This is a genomic window from Aeromicrobium yanjiei, assembly GCF_009649075.1.
GTDB lineage: Bacteria > Actinomycetota > Actinomycetes > Propionibacteriales > Nocardioidaceae > Aeromicrobium > Aeromicrobium yanjiei.
Map to the genome: position 1 here is coordinate 488,797 of NZ_CP045737.1, position 14,601 is coordinate 503,397.

14 protein-coding genes are annotated in these 14,601 nt (G+C 71.1%); 5 read left to right on the forward strand and 9 right to left on the reverse strand.

Annotated features, from left to right (window positions below; all coding sequences use genetic code 11):
• Nucleotides 1–127 precede the first annotated feature (127 nt).
• The 5 genes from pstB to GEV26_RS02635 form a co-directional block, all read right to left on the reverse strand.
• Nucleotides 128–907 carry a phosphate ABC transporter ATP-binding protein PstB gene (gene pstB, locus GEV26_RS02615; RefSeq protein ID WP_153651622.1) on the reverse strand — a complete coding sequence of 260 codons (780 nt, stop codon included), beginning with the start codon at nucleotides 905–907 and terminating at the stop codon, nucleotides 128–130.
• A gap of 17 nt (nucleotides 908–924) precedes the next feature.
• Nucleotides 925–1,989 carry a phosphate ABC transporter permease PstA gene (pstA, locus tag GEV26_RS02620; RefSeq protein ID WP_153651623.1) on the reverse strand — a complete coding sequence of 355 codons (1,065 nt, stop codon included), beginning with the start codon at nucleotides 1,987–1,989 and terminating at the stop codon, nucleotides 925–927.
• The gene (pstC, locus tag GEV26_RS02625; RefSeq protein WP_153651624.1) at nucleotides 1,989–2,936 is read right to left on the reverse strand and encodes a phosphate ABC transporter permease subunit PstC; all 948 of its coding nucleotides are present in this window, start codon (nucleotides 2,934–2,936) and stop codon (nucleotides 1,989–1,991) included. Before pstC ends, pstA begins: the two co-directional genes overlap by 1 nt.
• A gap of 78 nt (nucleotides 2,937–3,014) precedes the next feature.
• Nucleotides 3,015–4,112: a phosphate ABC transporter substrate-binding protein PstS gene (gene pstS, locus GEV26_RS02630; protein ID WP_243838859.1), complete on the reverse strand. Its 1,098-nt coding sequence runs from the start codon at nucleotides 4,110–4,112 to the stop codon at nucleotides 3,015–3,017.
• A gap of 122 nt (nucleotides 4,113–4,234) precedes the next feature.
• Nucleotides 4,235–5,122, reverse strand: a complete 888-nt coding sequence (locus GEV26_RS02635; RefSeq protein WP_153651625.1) for an NUDIX hydrolase — start codon at nucleotides 5,120–5,122, stop codon at nucleotides 4,235–4,237.
• A gap of 54 nt (nucleotides 5,123–5,176) precedes the next feature.
• Here GEV26_RS02635 and GEV26_RS02640 point away from each other — a divergent pair, with 54 nt between their 5' ends.
• Nucleotides 5,177–6,259, forward strand: a complete 1,083-nt coding sequence (locus GEV26_RS02640) for a hypothetical protein (RefSeq protein ID WP_153651626.1) — start codon at nucleotides 5,177–5,179, stop codon at nucleotides 6,257–6,259.
• Here GEV26_RS02640 and GEV26_RS02645 read toward each other — a convergent pair.
• Nucleotides 6,256–8,367: an RNA degradosome polyphosphate kinase gene (locus GEV26_RS02645; RefSeq protein WP_228765324.1), complete on the reverse strand. Its 2,112-nt coding sequence runs from the start codon at nucleotides 8,365–8,367 to the stop codon at nucleotides 6,256–6,258. The genes GEV26_RS02640 and GEV26_RS02645 overlap by 4 nt on opposite strands.
• Nucleotides 8,368–8,475: 108 nt before the next feature.
• Between GEV26_RS02645 and GEV26_RS02650 the strand changes: the two genes are divergently transcribed.
• On the forward strand, nucleotides 8,476–9,516 hold the full coding sequence (locus tag GEV26_RS02650) for an alpha/beta hydrolase (RefSeq protein WP_153651628.1): 1,041 nt from the start codon (nucleotides 8,476–8,478) through the stop codon (nucleotides 9,514–9,516).
• Nucleotides 9,517–9,764: 248 nt separating this feature from the next.
• Here the strand turns inward: GEV26_RS02650 and mshD are convergent, their stop codons facing one another.
• From mshD to GEV26_RS02665, 3 genes are read right to left on the reverse strand one after another with little or no spacing between them, the layout of a single operon-like run.
• Entirely contained in the window at nucleotides 9,765–10,580 is an 816-nt protein-coding gene (gene mshD / locus GEV26_RS02655; protein ID WP_153651629.1) for a mycothiol synthase, read from the reverse strand.
• Nucleotides 10,577–12,001, reverse strand: a complete 1,425-nt coding sequence (locus GEV26_RS02660; protein WP_153651630.1) for a carboxyl transferase domain-containing protein — start codon at nucleotides 11,999–12,001, stop codon at nucleotides 10,577–10,579. The genes mshD and GEV26_RS02660 overlap by 4 nt, the downstream gene beginning before the upstream one ends.
• Before the next feature lie 12 nt (nucleotides 12,002–12,013).
• On the reverse strand, nucleotides 12,014–12,727 hold the full coding sequence (locus GEV26_RS02665; protein WP_153654931.1) for a winged helix-turn-helix transcriptional regulator: 714 nt from the start codon (nucleotides 12,725–12,727) through the stop codon (nucleotides 12,014–12,016).
• Nucleotides 12,728–12,843: 116 nt separating this feature from the next.
• On the opposite strand from GEV26_RS02665, the gene GEV26_RS02670 reads away from it, so the two are divergent.
• From GEV26_RS02670 to GEV26_RS02680, 3 genes are read left to right on the forward strand one after another with little or no spacing between them, the layout of a single operon-like run.
• Nucleotides 12,844–13,137: a MoaD/ThiS family protein gene (locus GEV26_RS02670; protein WP_243838867.1), complete on the forward strand. Its 294-nt coding sequence runs from the start codon at nucleotides 12,844–12,846 to the stop codon at nucleotides 13,135–13,137.
• 24 nt (nucleotides 13,138–13,161) lie between these two features.
• Complete coding sequence (locus GEV26_RS02675; RefSeq protein ID WP_153651632.1) at nucleotides 13,162–13,968, forward strand: hypothetical protein; 807 nt, start codon at nucleotides 13,162–13,164, stop codon at nucleotides 13,966–13,968.
• A gap of 40 nt (nucleotides 13,969–14,008) precedes the next feature.
• Nucleotides 14,009–14,428, forward strand: coding sequence for a thioredoxin family protein (locus tag GEV26_RS02680; protein WP_243838869.1), 420 nt, complete (start codon nucleotides 14,009–14,011; stop codon nucleotides 14,426–14,428).
• The last annotated feature ends 173 nt before the right edge of the window (nucleotides 14,429–14,601 follow it).

Below are 14,601 nucleotides of genomic sequence, written 5' to 3' on the forward strand. Positions count from 1 at the left end.
TTCCTTGGGGGTCCCGCGGGGTCGGCTTGGGTCCTTCGGCTCGCCGGCCTCGCGCTGGGGCCTTCGGCCCGGGACGCTCACGCTTCGCTGGCATGGGTTCGGCGCTCGGCCGCAGGCGGCCTCGACCTCACCCAAACCTGCCCTGGATGTAGGCCTCGGTGGCGGGGTCGACCGGGTTGGAGAAGATCGTGTCGGTGCGGCCGACCTCGATGAGCCGGCCGGGCTTGCCGACGCCCGACAGGTTGAAGAACGCGGTCTCGTCCGAGACCCGGGCGGCCTGCTGCATGTTGTGAGTGACGATCACGATCGTGTAGTCGCTCTTGAGCTCGTGGATGAGGTCCTCGATCACGCTGGTCGAGATCGGGTCGAGGGCCGAGCACGGCTCGTCCATCAGCAGGATCTCGGGCTCGACCGAGATCGCCCGCGCGATGCACAGGCGCTGCTGCTGACCGCCCGAGAGGCCCGAGCCGGGCCGGTCGAGGCGGTCCTTGACCTCGGCCCACAGTCCGGCGCTGCGCAGCGACCGCTCGACGATGTCGTCGGACTCGGTCTTCTTCATGCGCTTGCTGTTGAGCTTCTGCCCGGCCAGGACGTTGTCGTAGATCGACATCGTCGGGAAGGGGTTGGGACGCTGGAAGACCATGCCGATCATGCGGCGGACGTTGACCGGGTCCATGTCGGACGCGTACAGGTCCTGACCGTCGATGAGGACCTTGCCCTCGACCCGGGCGCCGCGGATGACCTCGTGCATGCGGTTGAGCGACCGCAAGAAGGTCGACTTGCCGCAGCCCGAGGGGCCGATGAACGCGGTGACGGACTTGGCGGCGATGGGGATCGTGACGTCCTCGACGGCGAGGAAGTCGCCGTAGTAGATGTTCAGGTCGGAGACGTCGATGCTCTTGGCCATGGTGGGAACCTTCCGGTTTAGCGCTCGCCCTTGGGCGAGAAGAAGTAGGAGACGAGACGGGCGATGAGGTTGAGGAGCATGACGATCAGCAGCAGCGTCAGGGCGGCGCCCCAGGCGCGGTCGATGCTGAACTCCGGCGGGATGCCCGGGCTCCGCACCGACTGGTAGGCGAAGACCGGCAGGGTCGCCATGCGGCCCTCGAACAGGTTGAAGTTCACCGAGTCGGTCGCGCCGGCGATGATGAGCAGGGGAGCGGTCTCGCCGATGACCCGGGCGATCGCGAGCGTGATGCCCGTGACGATGCCGGCCAGCGCGGTCGGCAGCACGACCTTCGCGATGGTGCGCCACTTGGGCACTCCCAGCGCGTACGAGGCCTCGCGCAGCTCGTTCGGGACGAGCTTCAGCATCTCCTCGGTCGACCGGACCACGACGGGGATCATCAGCACCGACAGCGCGACCGAGCCGCCGATGCCCATGCGGACGCCCTCGCCGAAGAACACCACGAACAGGGCGTACGCGAACAGTCCCGCGACGATCGACGGGATGCCCGTCATGACGTCGACGAGGAACCGGATCCAGCGCGAGAGCCGGTTGCCGTCGGCGTACTCGACGAGGTAGATGGCTGCGAACAGGCCGATCGGGACCGAGATGACCGCGGCGGCGCCGGTGATGAGCAACGTGCCGACGAGCGCCTGGTAGATGCCGCCGCCCTCGCCGACGACGTTGCGCATCGAGTAGGTGAAGAACTCCGCGGAGAGCACCTTGGTGCCCTTGCTGATGACCGTGTAGAGGATGCTGACCAGCGGGAACATCGCCAGCGTGAACGCCGAGGTGACGAGCACTGTGACCAGGCGGTCGGTGGCCTTGCGGCGGCCCTCGACCACGGCCGACCACAGCGGGAGGCCCAGGCAGACGACCAGGACCGCCAGTGCGGCGAGGACCAGGTTGGTCCCGGTGAGATAGAGGGCCGCGCCGACGACGAGGGCGCCGGCGATGACCGCCCGGCTGCCCCACGAGGGCAGTCGTGCGCCGTAGAGCTCCTTTTGGATGTCCACGGATTCGCGAGTGAGGGTGGTCGTCATCAGTTGGCTCCGGAGAAGTCCTTGCGGCGGTCCACGACGGACCGGGCGGCGAAGTTGACGAGGAAGGTGATCACGAACAGCACCAGGCCGCTGGCGATCAGGACGTTGACCGTCTTGCCGCTGGCCTCGCCGAAGCTCAGCGCGATGTTGGCCGCGATCGTGCTCGGGTTGGTGCTGCTGATGAGGTTGGCGGTCACGGTGCCTGCGGTCACCGACAGCACCATCGCGACAGCCAGCGTCTCGCCCAGAGCCCGGCCGAGGCCGAGCATCGCGGCCGAGACGATCCCGGAGCGGGCGTACGGGAAGATCGCGAGCCGGGCCATCTCCCAGCGCGTCGCGCCGAGGGCCAGGGCGGCCTCCTCGTGGAGGCGGGGCGTCTGCAGGAAGATCTCGCGGCAGATCGCGGTCATGATCGGCAGGATCATCACGGCCAGCACGATGCAGGCGGTCATGATCGTGCGGCCGGTGGCCGAGGCCGGGCCGGCGAAGAACGGGATGAAGCCGAGGTGCTCCGCGAGCCACTCGTAGACCGGCACCATGTGCGGGGCGAGGAACTGGATGCCCCAGAGGCCGTACACGACGCTCGGCACCGCGGCGAGCAGGTCGACGAGATAGCCCAGGACCTGCCCGAGCCGACGAGGCGAGTAGTGCGAGATGAACAGCGCGACCCCCACGGCGACCGGTGTCGCGATGATCAGGGCGACGGTGGCGGCGATGAGGGTGCCGTAGACGAGCGGCCAGACGTACGGCCAGAAGCTCTGACCGCTCTTGACCTCGTCGGGATCGGCGAGGATCCCCGGGATGCCCTCGACCGTGAGGAATGCGGCGACGCCGGCCAGGACGAGGAGGATGAGGAGGCCGGCACTGGTCGACAGCCCCGAGAAGATGCGGTCGCCGGCGCGGACCACGGTGGTGCGCTTGCGACGAGGGGCCAGCGTGCTGGTCACAGGCGGTGCCTTTCAACTGCTGTTCGGATGGTGATGCGGGTGCTGCCGCCCGGCCACGAGGGCCGGGCGGCAGCGGGATCAGGCGGCGGAGATCGTCTCGACCGCGGCCTGCACCTTGGTGGCGAAGTCGCCGGAGAGCGGTGCCGATCCGGCACTCTCCGCGGCGGCGGTCTGTCCCTCGGAGCTGACGACGTACGACAGCCAGGCCTTCACGAGCTCGGCCTGCTTGGCGTCCGGGTAGGTCTGGCACGCGATCTGGTAGGACACGAGGACGATCGGGTAGACGCCCGGCTCCTCGGTCTTGCGATCGATGTCGACCGCGATGTCGGTCTTGCTGCGACCCTCGACCGGCGCTGCGGTGTCGAGCGTCTTGGCCGCGGCCTCGGGCGTCGGCGCGATGAAGTCGTCGCCGACCTTCACGTTGGCCTTGCCGAGCTCGCCGGCCTGGCTCTCGTCGGCGTAGCCGATCGTGCCGTTGCCGCCCGAGACGGCCGCGACGACGCCCGAGGTGCCCTCGGCAGCCTCGCCGCCCTTGATCGGCCACGTCTCGACGGTCCCGCCGGTCCAGCTGCCGTCCGAGGCGGCCTCGAGGTAGTTGGTGAAGTTCTTCGTGGTGCCCGAGTCGTCCGAGCGGTGCACGGCCGTGATCTTGGTGTCGGGCAGGTCGACGCCGGGGTTGTCGGCCTTGATCGCGTCGTCGTCCCACGTCGTGATCGTGCCCTCGAAGATCGCGCCGATGGTCTTGGCCGACAGGTTGAGCTCCTTCACGCCGTCGAGCTTGTAGATGACCGCGATGGGGCTGACGTACACCGGGACCTCGACGACGTCGCTCCCGCACTTCTTCTCCGCGGCCGCGACCTCTTCGTCCTCGAGGTACGAGTCGCTGCCGGCGAAGGCGACGCCACCGGCGATGAACTGCTCACGTCCGCCGCCCGAGCCGACCGGGTCGTAGTTGACCGTGGCGCCGCTGTTCGCGGTCTGGAACTGCTTCTTCCAGGCGGCGATTGCAGCTTCCTGCGACGTCGCTCCGGCGCCGTTGAGCGTCCCGGAGACGCCGTCGCCGCCGGACGTGTCACTACCGCCGTCCGATTCGTTCGCGGCACCGCAGGCGCTGAGGCCGAGGGCGATGGCGAGCATGGCCGCGGGGGCGGCGATGCGCAGTTTGGTGCGGTTCACGGGGGTCCCTCTCTGGGATCAGATTGTGCTTACCCCGTGAAGGTAGGCAGCCCAGGTGTATCGATCGCGGGCCGTTGGTGAACGGCCGGTGAACGATGACGGAACGGTGGGCAGCAGTCCCGTCAGGCCAGCAGCTCGGTGGCGTGGACGAGGCCCTTGCGGTGGTGCACCACGACGCCCTGGCCGGGGGCGAGCTCGACCGGGTCGATGCCGAGCGCCTCGAAGACCCACGGCAGGGTCGGCCGGTGGCTGCACAGGACGACGGGCTTCTTGCGGTCCAGGATCGCCGCGACCGAGCGCTGCACCTGGGCGGCGCGGGTGTCCTCTGACAGGCGGTCGTCGATCTCCAGGAACGTGTCGATCGAGTGGGCGTACGGCTCGACGGTCTGGGCGCAGCGCACTGCGGGGCTGCTCACGATGCGCCGGACGCCGTACGCGCCGAGGACCGGGACGAGCGCCTTGGCGCGGGTCAGACCGGCGGCGGTGAGGGGGCGCTCGAGCTCCTCGATCCCGGACGACCGGGGGACGGCCTTGCCGTGGCGCAGCACGACGAGCGTGCGGGTCCGGTGCGCCTGGGCCTCGCGCAGCGTACGGAAGGTCTCCAGCAGCTCGACGTCGTGCTGGTACGTCAGCAGCCCCCGGGCGTCCCGCACGCTCACCCAGCGGATCTGGTCGACCTCCTTGTTGGGGGTGAACCGGTCGGAGTCGTCCGGGCCGACGACGCGTGCGCACCAGTAGGCGACGCGCTTGGTGCCGTCGCTGATCGGGTAGGAGATCTCCTGCAGCGGGTGGCCGAGACGGACGCGGACGCCGGCCTCCTCGCCGATCTCGCGGACCGCTGTCGTCTGCAGCGCCTCGCCCGGGTCGGTCTTGCCCTTCGGGAAGGTCCAGTCGTCGTACGAGGGCCGGTGCACGACCAGCAGCTCGACGCGCGGGTCGGGGCGGGCAGATCCGGGCCGGTTGCGCCACACGATGCCACCGGCTGCCGTCGTGATCCGTTCACTTGCCATGGTGCGTATTGTCCCCCGAAGAAGTGGCCAGCAGGTGAAGGAGGTGTTGACGCGGTGAAACGTCGACCCACCGTGCGTCTCGTGCTCGCGCCACTGCTGGTCATCGCCGTCGCCGTCACCGCAGGGTGGCTCGTCGACGAGCGGGGCGCCGCCGATCCCCGCCCGCCCCTTGCCTCGGCCCTGGACGTGCTGCCGTCCGCGACGGTCGTGGCCGGTTTCACCGACTGGTCGGCGATCCGTCGCGACCTCGGGCTGGGAGACGCCTCGACGGCGGCCGCTCGGTCCCGGATGGGCGACGACGCCGCGCTGCGCGACCTGTCGACGCGGTCGGTGCTGGCGGAGTCCGTCGAGCCGATGCACGCGTCGTACGGCTGGTCCGTGGCCGACCTGGAGTGGGAGTCGTACGGGCAGGCCGCCGGCGGCGCGGCGATGGTGGCCCGCACGTCGTCGCGGGTCTCGTTCGCCGACGTCGAGAATCGGCTCCGGGCGCTCGGCTACACCCGCGACGGGGCGGTGTGGACGCTCGGCGACGAGGGCCGGGTCAGGGTCGGGCCCGCCCTCGCCTCGGCACTCGGCACGGTCGCCCTGCTCCCGGGCCGGCGGCTCGTGGTCGCGACGAGCAGTGCGGCGTACGCGCCGGTGGTGCTCGCCACGATCCGGGGCGACGAGCCCTCGCTGCTCGCGAGGCGTCCGGTCGCCGACATCGCCGGGCAGCTGTCGGGGTCCGCCAGTGCGCTGGTGCAGGCGCAGCAGGAGGCGTGCCGGTCGACGGCCGTCGGCGAGGGCGACCCGGACGTCGCGGCCCAGGCGGACGCGGCGGTGGCCCGCACGGGCGGGCTGGCGGCGCCGCGTTATGCGGGCCGGGGGCTCGTGGACGGCCCGCGCAGGCAGCACATCCGGTTCGCCTGGGCGTACGCCTCACCGCGAGTGGCCGCCGACCAGCTGGAGACCCGCACGTCCTTGGCGACGGGACCGTTCATCGGTCGGTCCGGCCGAGTGGAGGACTCGCTCGACCTCGTCTCGGCCACGGTGCGCGGGAGCGCCGCGGCGTTGCGGTTCGACCTCGATCCCGACCGCGGCGCGTACATGTCGGGCGAGGGACCGCTGCTCTTCGCGGCCTGCCCGGCCTCGCGTTAGGCCTGGCGGGAGCGGCGCGCGCGGGCGCGCGCGATGAGCTCGGCCTGCAGGTCCGACGTGCCGACGTGCCGTGTCCAGGTGCCGTCGCCCGCGAGGTGCCACGACGTCGTGGACGGGTCGACGGATCGCGCGAGCAACTCGCCGAGGGCCTCGGTGTGCGCCTCGGTCGGGACCCGGACGAGCACCTCGACCCGGCGATCGAGGTTGCGGTGCATGAGATCGGCCGAGCCGATCCACGCCTGGGGCTCGCCGCCGCCCGCGAACCAGTAGACGCGGCTGTGCTCGAGGAACCGGCCGAGGATGCTGTGCACCCGGATGTTGTCGCTGAGCCCCGGGACGCCGGGACGCAACGTGCAGATTCCGCGGATGACGAGGTCGACCGGCACCCCTGCCCGGGACGCCTCGTAGAGCTTGTCGGTGACCGCCTCGTCGACCAGCGAGTTGATCTTGATCCGGATCCCGGCGGGTCGGCCCGCGCGGTGGTGCGCGATCTCGGCGTCGATGCGCTCCAGGATGCCGAGGCGCAGGCCGGCCGGGGCGACCATGAGGCGCTGGTAGGAGAAGTCCTGGGCGAATCCCGACAGGTTGTTGAACAGGTCCGTCAGGTCGTGGGTGATCTCCGGATCCGAGGTCAGCAGGCCGAAGTCCTCGTACAGGCGCGCAGTCTTGGGGTTGTAGTTGCCGGTGCCGATGTGCGCGTAGCGGCGTAGACCGTCCGGCTCGTCGCGGATGACCAGCGCGAGCTTGCAGTGGGTCTTGAGTCCGACGAGTCCGTACACGACGTGGCAACCGGCCCGCTCGAGCTTGCGTGCCCAGCGGATGTTGGCCTGCTCGTCGAAGCGGGCCTTGATCTCGACCAGGACCAGCACCTGCTTGCCCGCGCGGGCGGCGTCGATCAGCGAGTCGATGATGGGGGAGTCGCCGGACGTGCGATAGAGCGTCTGCTTGATCGCCAGCACCCGGGGATCGGCTGCCGCCTGCTCGATGAACCGCTGGACGCTGGTCGCGAACGAGTCGTAGGGGTGGTGGACCAGCACGTCGCGCTTGCGCAGTGCGCTGAACAGGTCGGCGGGCTTGGAGGTCTCGACCTCGGCCAGGTGCTGGTGGGTGCCAGGAACGAACGGCTCGTAGTGGAGCTCGGGGCGGTCCAGGTCGGCGATCTCGTGGAGGCTGCGCAGGTCGAGCGGGCCCTGCAGGCGTACGACCTCCTCGGGCCGGATGCCGAGCTCGGAGACCAGCAGGTCGAGCACCTCCGGGTCGATGGACCGCTCGACCTCGAGGCGTACGGGCGGGCCGAACTTGCGCCGCAGGAGCTCCTGCTCGAGCGCCTTGAGCAGGTTCTCGGCGTCGTCCTCCTCGACCTCCAGGTCCTCGTTGCGGGTCACCCGGAAGGCGTGGTGGGCGATGACCTCCATGCCCGGGAAGAGCAGGTCCAGGTGGGCCGCGATGACCTCCTCGAGGGGCACGAAGCGTCCGGGATCGGCCTCCATCCAGCGGTTGATGATCGGCGGGACCTTGACGCGCGCGAAGTGGTCCTTGCCGGTGTCGGGGTTGCGCATCACGAGCGCGAGGTTGAGCGAGAGCCCCGAGATGTACGGGAACGGGTGGGCCGGGTCGACTGCGAGCGGGGTGAGGACCGGGAACACCCGGTTGCGGTACGTCGCGCTGATCTGCTCCTGCTCGTCGGGGCGCAGCGCGTCCCAGTGCAGCAGGTGGATGCCCTCCGCGGCCAGGGCCGGGACGAGGTGGTCGTGATAGGTGTCGGCCTGCTGGATCAGCAGCTCCTGGCTCGCGGCGAGGCTGCGCGAGAGGACCTCACGGGGGTTGAGGCCGCTCGCAGCGGGGACTGCGACGCCGGCGGCGATGCGCCGCTTCAGACCGGCGATGCGCACCATGAAGAACTCGTCGAGGTTGCTCGCGAAGATGGCCGTGAAGCGGACGCGCTCCAGCAGGGGCAGGCTCTCGTCCTGCGCGAGCTCCAGGACCCGGGCGTTGAACGCGATCCACGAGAGCTCGCGGTCCAGGAAGCGGTCAGGGGGGAGCGTGCTGTCGGCCGGGTCGAACGGCGGGTCGACGTCGAACTCGTCCGGCGAGGCCGGGTCCTCCAGGTCAGCGACCGCGATGTCGTGTGTGTCCACCTGTCCAGAGTGGCAGATCAACGTGAACGCGGCCTGAACAAGGACCGCGCGGACCTCCTCAGGCACTAGCGTGACCGCATGGCACTCGTTCCCCAGCTCATCGGCGCCGCGCGGGGTGCCTCCGCCCGCGCTCTGATGCAGCTGCCGCGTCCCGCGATCGCTCGTCTGGCAGGCCCACCGGTCGTCGTCAACGGCCGTACGCTCGACCCCGAGATGCAGCTGCTGCTTCGCCTCCAGCGACTCGAGGGACCGGCGGCCGAGTCCGTCGCGATCAGCCGGGGGCGCCGGATCATTGTGTCCTCGTCGAGGCTTGCGGGCGGCAACCAGCCGATCGGCGCCATCACGGATCGCACGATCGACGGTCCCGGCGGCCCGCTGGGCCTGCGCTTCTACACCCCGCGCGGGCTGACCGGGCGGGCGCCAGCGCTCGTGTTCTTCCATGGCGGCGGCTGGATCTACGGCGACCTCGAGAGCCACGACGCGACGTGCCGGTTCCTGGCGGAGGAGGCGCAGGTGCGGGTCGTCGCGGTCGACTACCGCCTGGCCCCGGAAGCGCCGTTCCCGGCCGCGGTCGACGACGTCCTGGCAGCGTGGAGCTGGATCGTGGAGCACGCGCCGGGGCTGGGCATCGATCCCGACCGCATCGCGGTCGGCGGCGACAGCGCGGGCGGCAATCTCGCCGCGGTGGTCGCGCAGCAGACCGCCGGCTCGGCGAGCGCTCCGGCGTTCCAGCTGCTGATCTATCCGGTGACGGACTTCCTCAACCGGGCCCCCAGCCGCACCACGTACGCCGAGGGCTTCTTCCTCACCAAGGCGTTCATGGACCTCGCGGAGGAGAACTACCTCGTGGGTGGGGAGGACAGGTCCGATCCTCGCCTCTCGCCGCTCTACGGAGACGTCTCCGGCGTCGCGCCGGCGTACGTCGTGACGGCGGGCTTCGACCCGCTTCTCGACGAGGGCGATGCGTACGCCGAGAAGCTGCGCGAGGCCGGGGTCCCGGTCGAGCACGTCCGCGAGGACGGTCTGATCCACGGCTTCGTCAACATGGTCGCGATCGGCCGCACCGCACCCAAGGCCGTCCGCCGCGCCGCCGCAGCCCTCCAGCGCGGCCTCTCCTGACCCACCCCAAACGCTGACGCGCGCCTCCGGGCCGCCGAGGGGAGGCTCCGGATCGCTGACGCGCGCCTCCGGGCCGCTGACGCGCGCCTCCGGATCGCCGAGGGGAGGCTCGGAGTCGCCGGTCCGCATACGGGAGCCGCGCCTCAGCGCACCGGGGCCGCGCTTCAGCGGACGGGGGGCGCGCTTCAGCGGACGGGGGGCGCGCTTCAGCGGACGGGGGGCGCGCTTCAGCGGACGGGAGGCGCGCGTCAGCGGTGGGTGGAGTAGAGGACGTCCTTCTTGTGGTCGCGGAAGCCGAGATTGCGGTAGACCTTGAGCGCGGGGGCGTTGTCGCCCTCGACGTAGAGGTCGACGACCGGCAGGCCCTGCTCGTGCAGGTGCCGCAGTCCCCGGGCCGTCAACGCGGTGCCGAGACCGCCGCCTTGGGCGTCGGGGTCGATGCCGACGACGTAGACCTCGCCGATCCCGTCCTCGACCTTGGTCCAGTGGAAGCCGATGACGCGGCCGTCGCGCTCGGCCACGAAGAGGCCCGCGGGATCGAACCAGTCCGAGGCCATCCGGCGGTCCAGGTCGGCCCGGTCCATGGCCCCCTGCTCGGGGTGGTGCGCGAACGCCCGCGCGTTGACGGACAGGATCGCCTCGGCGTCGTCGGGTCGGTACGTCCGCAGCGTGACGCCGTCGATCTCGCGCTCGGGGGCCGGCGGGCCGTCGAACGTCAGGCGCAGCACGAGCAGCTCGCGAGCGACCGTGAGTCCTGCCGCTGCGGCGAGCGCCTGCGCGCCAGGCAGGTCGCCGTGCGCCCAGAACTTCTCCTCGCCGTCGGCCACGAGCTCGTCGAGGATGCGGCGTCCGATGCCCTCGCGACGGCGATCGGGGTCGACGACGATCTCGACCGGGGCGTCGCCGACCGCGTACGCCGCGCCGACGATCGCACCGGACCGGTCGGACTGCTGCACCAGCACCCGGGCCCGGGCGCCCTCGCGCAGCGCGAAGAGGCTCGCCTCGTTGAACGGCGCGACGCCGTCGGCCTGCGTCGCCCGCTCGGCCAGGTCCAGGAGGCTCATCGGGACCTCAGCGCCACGAGCTGCGCGCCGATCTCGGCGGCCATCGCCCGGGCGAACGCCTCGGGGGTGTCGCCGGCCGGCTCGGGGACGATGTGGTGCACCGTGCCATTGTGCAGCAGGTCGAGGGCGCCGACCCGCTGGGCCGCTGCCATCTCGGCCGCGTGCTCGAGATCGCCGTGCACGATCGCGCTGGCTCCCTCGGGCGGCAGCGGCGACAGCCATGCGTTCTCCGCCGCGATCACGACGTCCGCCGGCAGCAGCGCGAGCGCTCCGCCGCCGCACCCCTGGCCGAGCAGGACCGAGACCGTCGGCACGGTCATCGTCGACATCCAGCTGATGCAGCGCGCGATCTCACCCGCGATCGCGCCCTGCTCGGCCTCGGGCGACAGCTCTGCTCCCGGGGTGTCGATGAACGAGACGAGGGGCAGCCGCAGCTCGTTGGCCAGCCGCATCCCGCGGCGGGCCTCGCGAAGGGCGGCCGGGCCCATCGGCTTGAACCGGGTCTGCGTCGTGCGGTCCTGACCGATCACGACGCACGGCTGACCGTCGATGCGGGCGAGGGCCACGATCATCGCGCTGTCGCGCTCGCCCTTCTCGGTGCCCTGGAGGCGCACGGTCGCGTCGCTGCCGTAGCGGAGCACCTCGCGCACGCCCGCGCGGCGGGGGCCGCGGGTGATCTGGATCGACTCCCACGCGGAGCGCTCGTGCCGGACCTCGGCGGTCCGGAGCTCACGCGTGCGCCGCGTCGGCGGATCGACCAGCAGGCTCAGGGCCCGGTCGACCAGCAGCGGCAGCTCGTCGGGCAGCACCACGGCGTCGATGATCCCGCGGTCGGCGAGGTTCTCGGCGACCTGCACGCCGGGAGGGAAGGGCTTGCCCTCCATGATCTCGTAGACCTTGGGGCCGAGGAAGCCGATGAGCGCACCCGGCTCCGCGATCGTGATGTGGGCCAGCGAGCCCCACGAGGCGAACACTCCGCCGGTCGTGGGGTGGCGCAGGTAGATCAGGTACGGCAGTCCGGCCGCGCGGTGGTCCATGATCGCGCGGGTGATGTCGACCATGTGGACGAACGCCGGGGTGCCCTCCTGCATGCGCGTCCCGCCGGACGCGGTCGTGGCCAGGACGGGGATGCCCTCGGCCGTCGCCCGGCGCACCGCCGCGACGATGCGCAGCGCCGAGGCCCGGCCGATCGAGCCGGCCAGGAAGCGGAACTCGTTGACGACGACCGCGACCGGCCGCCCGCGCATGAGGCCCCGTCCGGTCAGCACCGACTCGTCGGTGCCGGCGCGCTCGGCCGCGGCGCGGAGCTCCTGCTGGTACGTCGGGTCGAGACGGCTGTGGTCGACGGGCTCGTCCCACGACTCGAACGATCCCTCGTCGAGGACGAGGTCGAGGAGTCCTTGGGCAGTCAGATGGGCCATGCGCCCACCCTCTCAGGCCGTGACGTCGGCGCTGTCGCGAGCAGGCTCGGACTTGGTCGCGACGAAGCGGTACCCGACGTTGCGCACGGTGCCGATGAGCGTCTCGTTGTCGGTCCCGAGCTTCGCGCGCAGGCGGCGCACGTGGACGTCGACCGTGCGGGTGCCGCCGAAGTAGTCGTAGCCCCACACCTCCTGCAGCAGCTGCTGGCGGGTGAAGACCCGTCCGGGGTGCTGCGCGAGGAACTTGAGCAGCTCGAACTCCTTGAACGTCAGGTCGAGCGTGCGGTTCTCGAGCTTCGCGGTGTACGTCGCGTCGTCGACGACCAGGCCGCTGGAGGAGATGACGTGGCTCTCGTTGTCGCCGACCGAGCTGGCGGCGATGCGGCCGACGCCGAGGCGCAGGCGGGCCTCGAGCTCGGCGGGGCCGGCCGTCGTGAGGATGACGTCGTCCATGCCCCAGTCGGAGGCGGCCACGGCCAGGCCGCCCTCGGTGAGGATGAGGATCAGCGGGCACTCGACACCGGTGGTGCGGATGACCCGGGTCAGGCTGCGGACCTGCGCGAGGTCGTGGCGCCCGTCGACCAGCACCGCGTCACACGGTGGTGCGTCCAGCAGGGCGCTCGCCTCGGCGGGGAGGATCTTGACGTGGTGGGGCAGCAGCGCGAGCGCGGGCAGCACCTCGACGGACGATTGCGTGCTCTTGGTGAGCAGGAGCAGGTGGGACATGGCGTCGGCCTCCGGTGCTGCGATTCGTGCGGCAAGCATGCTTGCACAGTGTGCAGATATGCGAAGAGGCCATGGTGAATCACCGTGGCCTCGTTGCATGCACGAGAATACGACATGTGTCCGATCAATTGCCACAAGATGACGCGAATGAGAATGACGTCACAGTTCGCTACTGGGCCGCTGCGCGCTCGGCCGCAGGCGTCGCCGAGGAGACTGTCGCCGCCCTGACGCTGGCCGAGCTGCTCGACGAGATCAGCCGCCGGCACCGCGACCGGGACCGGTTCGACGACGTCATCTCGATCTGCTCGATCCTCGTCGGCGAGACGCCGGTGGGGGCCAAGGATCCTGCCCAGGTCGATCTCCCGCGCGGGGTCCACGTGGAGTTCCTGCCGCCGTTCGCGGGCGGCTGACCGCTCGACTGGCATCATGCGGGGGTGCCCAGACTCGGATCCACGCTGTTCTCCGTCGCCCTCGTCGGAGTCATCACGCTGGCGGCGTACACCGACCCGTGGGTCCTGGGCGCAGCGCTGCTCCTGGTGCAGGTCATGATCGGGGCCGCCCCGGGCATCTTCGACGCGACGCACCGCTCGATCCCGTCGCCTCGCTTCGTCCCGGTCGTGGTGGCCGGCGTCGTCGCGACGGTCCTGACGCTCGAGCCCGATCTGCTGTCCGGCGCGGCCGGCACCTCGCCCGACGTGGTGGGCGCGACCAGCACCGGCATGGTGGGGGGCGTCCTCCCGGCCGTCGCCGCCGCCCTGCTCGTGGCGCTGGTGGCCCAGATGCTGCGGCGCGACGGGCGTACGCACCTGGTCCAGTCCGTCGGCTACGCCGTGCTGTTGGCGGTCGTGGCCGCCCTGGCGTCCGGATGGGTCAGCGCGGTGCACTCGGTCGACGGGCCCGAGGTGGTCGCGGTCGGTGCTGCGGGCGTCGCGGGCGGTCTCCTCGCCTGGACGCTGCCGGTCGACCGGTGGATCTGCCTGAGCCTCGCGACGCTGGCCGGCGCAGGAGCGGGCGCGGCGGTCGCGGCGGTCGTCGACTCCTCCATGACGGTCTACTTCGGCGTCGTCGTCGGTCCCGCCGTGGCCCTCGCGGCCGTGCTGGGACAGATCGTCGGCCGGGCGATCGCCCGTGGCCGCGCCCACGCCGCGGCGAGCTGGGGATTCCCCGGCGCCATGGCCGTCGCCCTCGCGGCACCGCTGGTCTACGTCGGCGGCCAGCTCCTGACGCTGCCCAACCTCTGAGCCGTCGCGGCTCCGCGACTGTGCGGCGTACGCTGTCACGGTGATCGGAGTCGTCGTCCTGCTCGTCTCCGTCGTGGTCGCGGCCGCCGCAGCGCTGGCGATGCGATGGAAGAACGGCCGGTTCTCGCAGGTCGCTGACGATCGCGAGGTCATGACGCCCGGCCGGATCGGCGCACCGCTCGGCGAGCGCGCCACGCTGGTGCAGTTCTCGAGTGCGTTCTGCAGCCCGTGTCGGGCGACGCGCGTCCTGCTGGCCGACATCGCCTCGAAGGTCGACGGGGTCACCACGGTGGAGATCGACGCCGAGGAGCACCTCGACCTGGTGCGGGAGATGGGCATCATGCGCACCCCCACCGTCCTGGTGCTGGACGCCCGCGGTGCCGTGACGACCCGCGCCTCCGGCCTCCCGCGTCGCGAGCAGGTGATGGCGGCGCTCAACCGCGCTGTCGACGCTCGGTAGAAGCTCTGGCGTCTCGACATGCGGGACACATGTCCACATGGTGGAATCGGTGCGGGTGTTCGGCGACCGGTGCCTCTACTGTGGAGCCATGTTCCGGACGACACACCTGACGCGCCGACGTGCAGTGGACAACTGCCGTACGCGCTCGTCGCTGTGTCGCGCGCGCTGATCTC

Excerpts from the sequence above, each read along its gene's own strand:
- GEV26_RS02650 (WP_153651628.1), top strand. The coding sequence starts at position 8,476 with ATGGCACTCGTTCCCCAGCTCATCGGCGCCGCGCGGGGTGCCTCCGCC.
- GEV26_RS02660 (WP_153651630.1), bottom strand. The coding sequence starts at position 12,001 with ATGGCCCATCTGACTGCCCAAGGACTCCTCGACCTCGTCCTCGACGAG.
- GEV26_RS02665 (WP_153654931.1), bottom strand. The coding sequence starts at position 12,727 with ATGTCCCACCTGCTCCTGCTCACCAAGAGCACGCAATCGTCCGTCGAG.
- pstA (WP_153651623.1), bottom strand. The coding sequence starts at position 1,989 with ATGACGACCACCCTCACTCGCGAATCCGTGGACATCCAAAAGGAGCTC.
- pstB (WP_153651622.1), bottom strand. The coding sequence starts at position 907 with ATGGCCAAGAGCATCGACGTCTCCGACCTGAACATCTACTACGGCGAC.
- mshD (WP_153651629.1), bottom strand. The coding sequence starts at position 10,580 with ATGAGCCTCCTGGACCTGGCCGAGCGGGCGACGCAGGCCGACGGCGTC.
- GEV26_RS02635 (WP_153651625.1), bottom strand. The coding sequence starts at position 5,122 with ATGGCAAGTGAACGGATCACGACGGCAGCCGGTGGCATCGTGTGGCGC.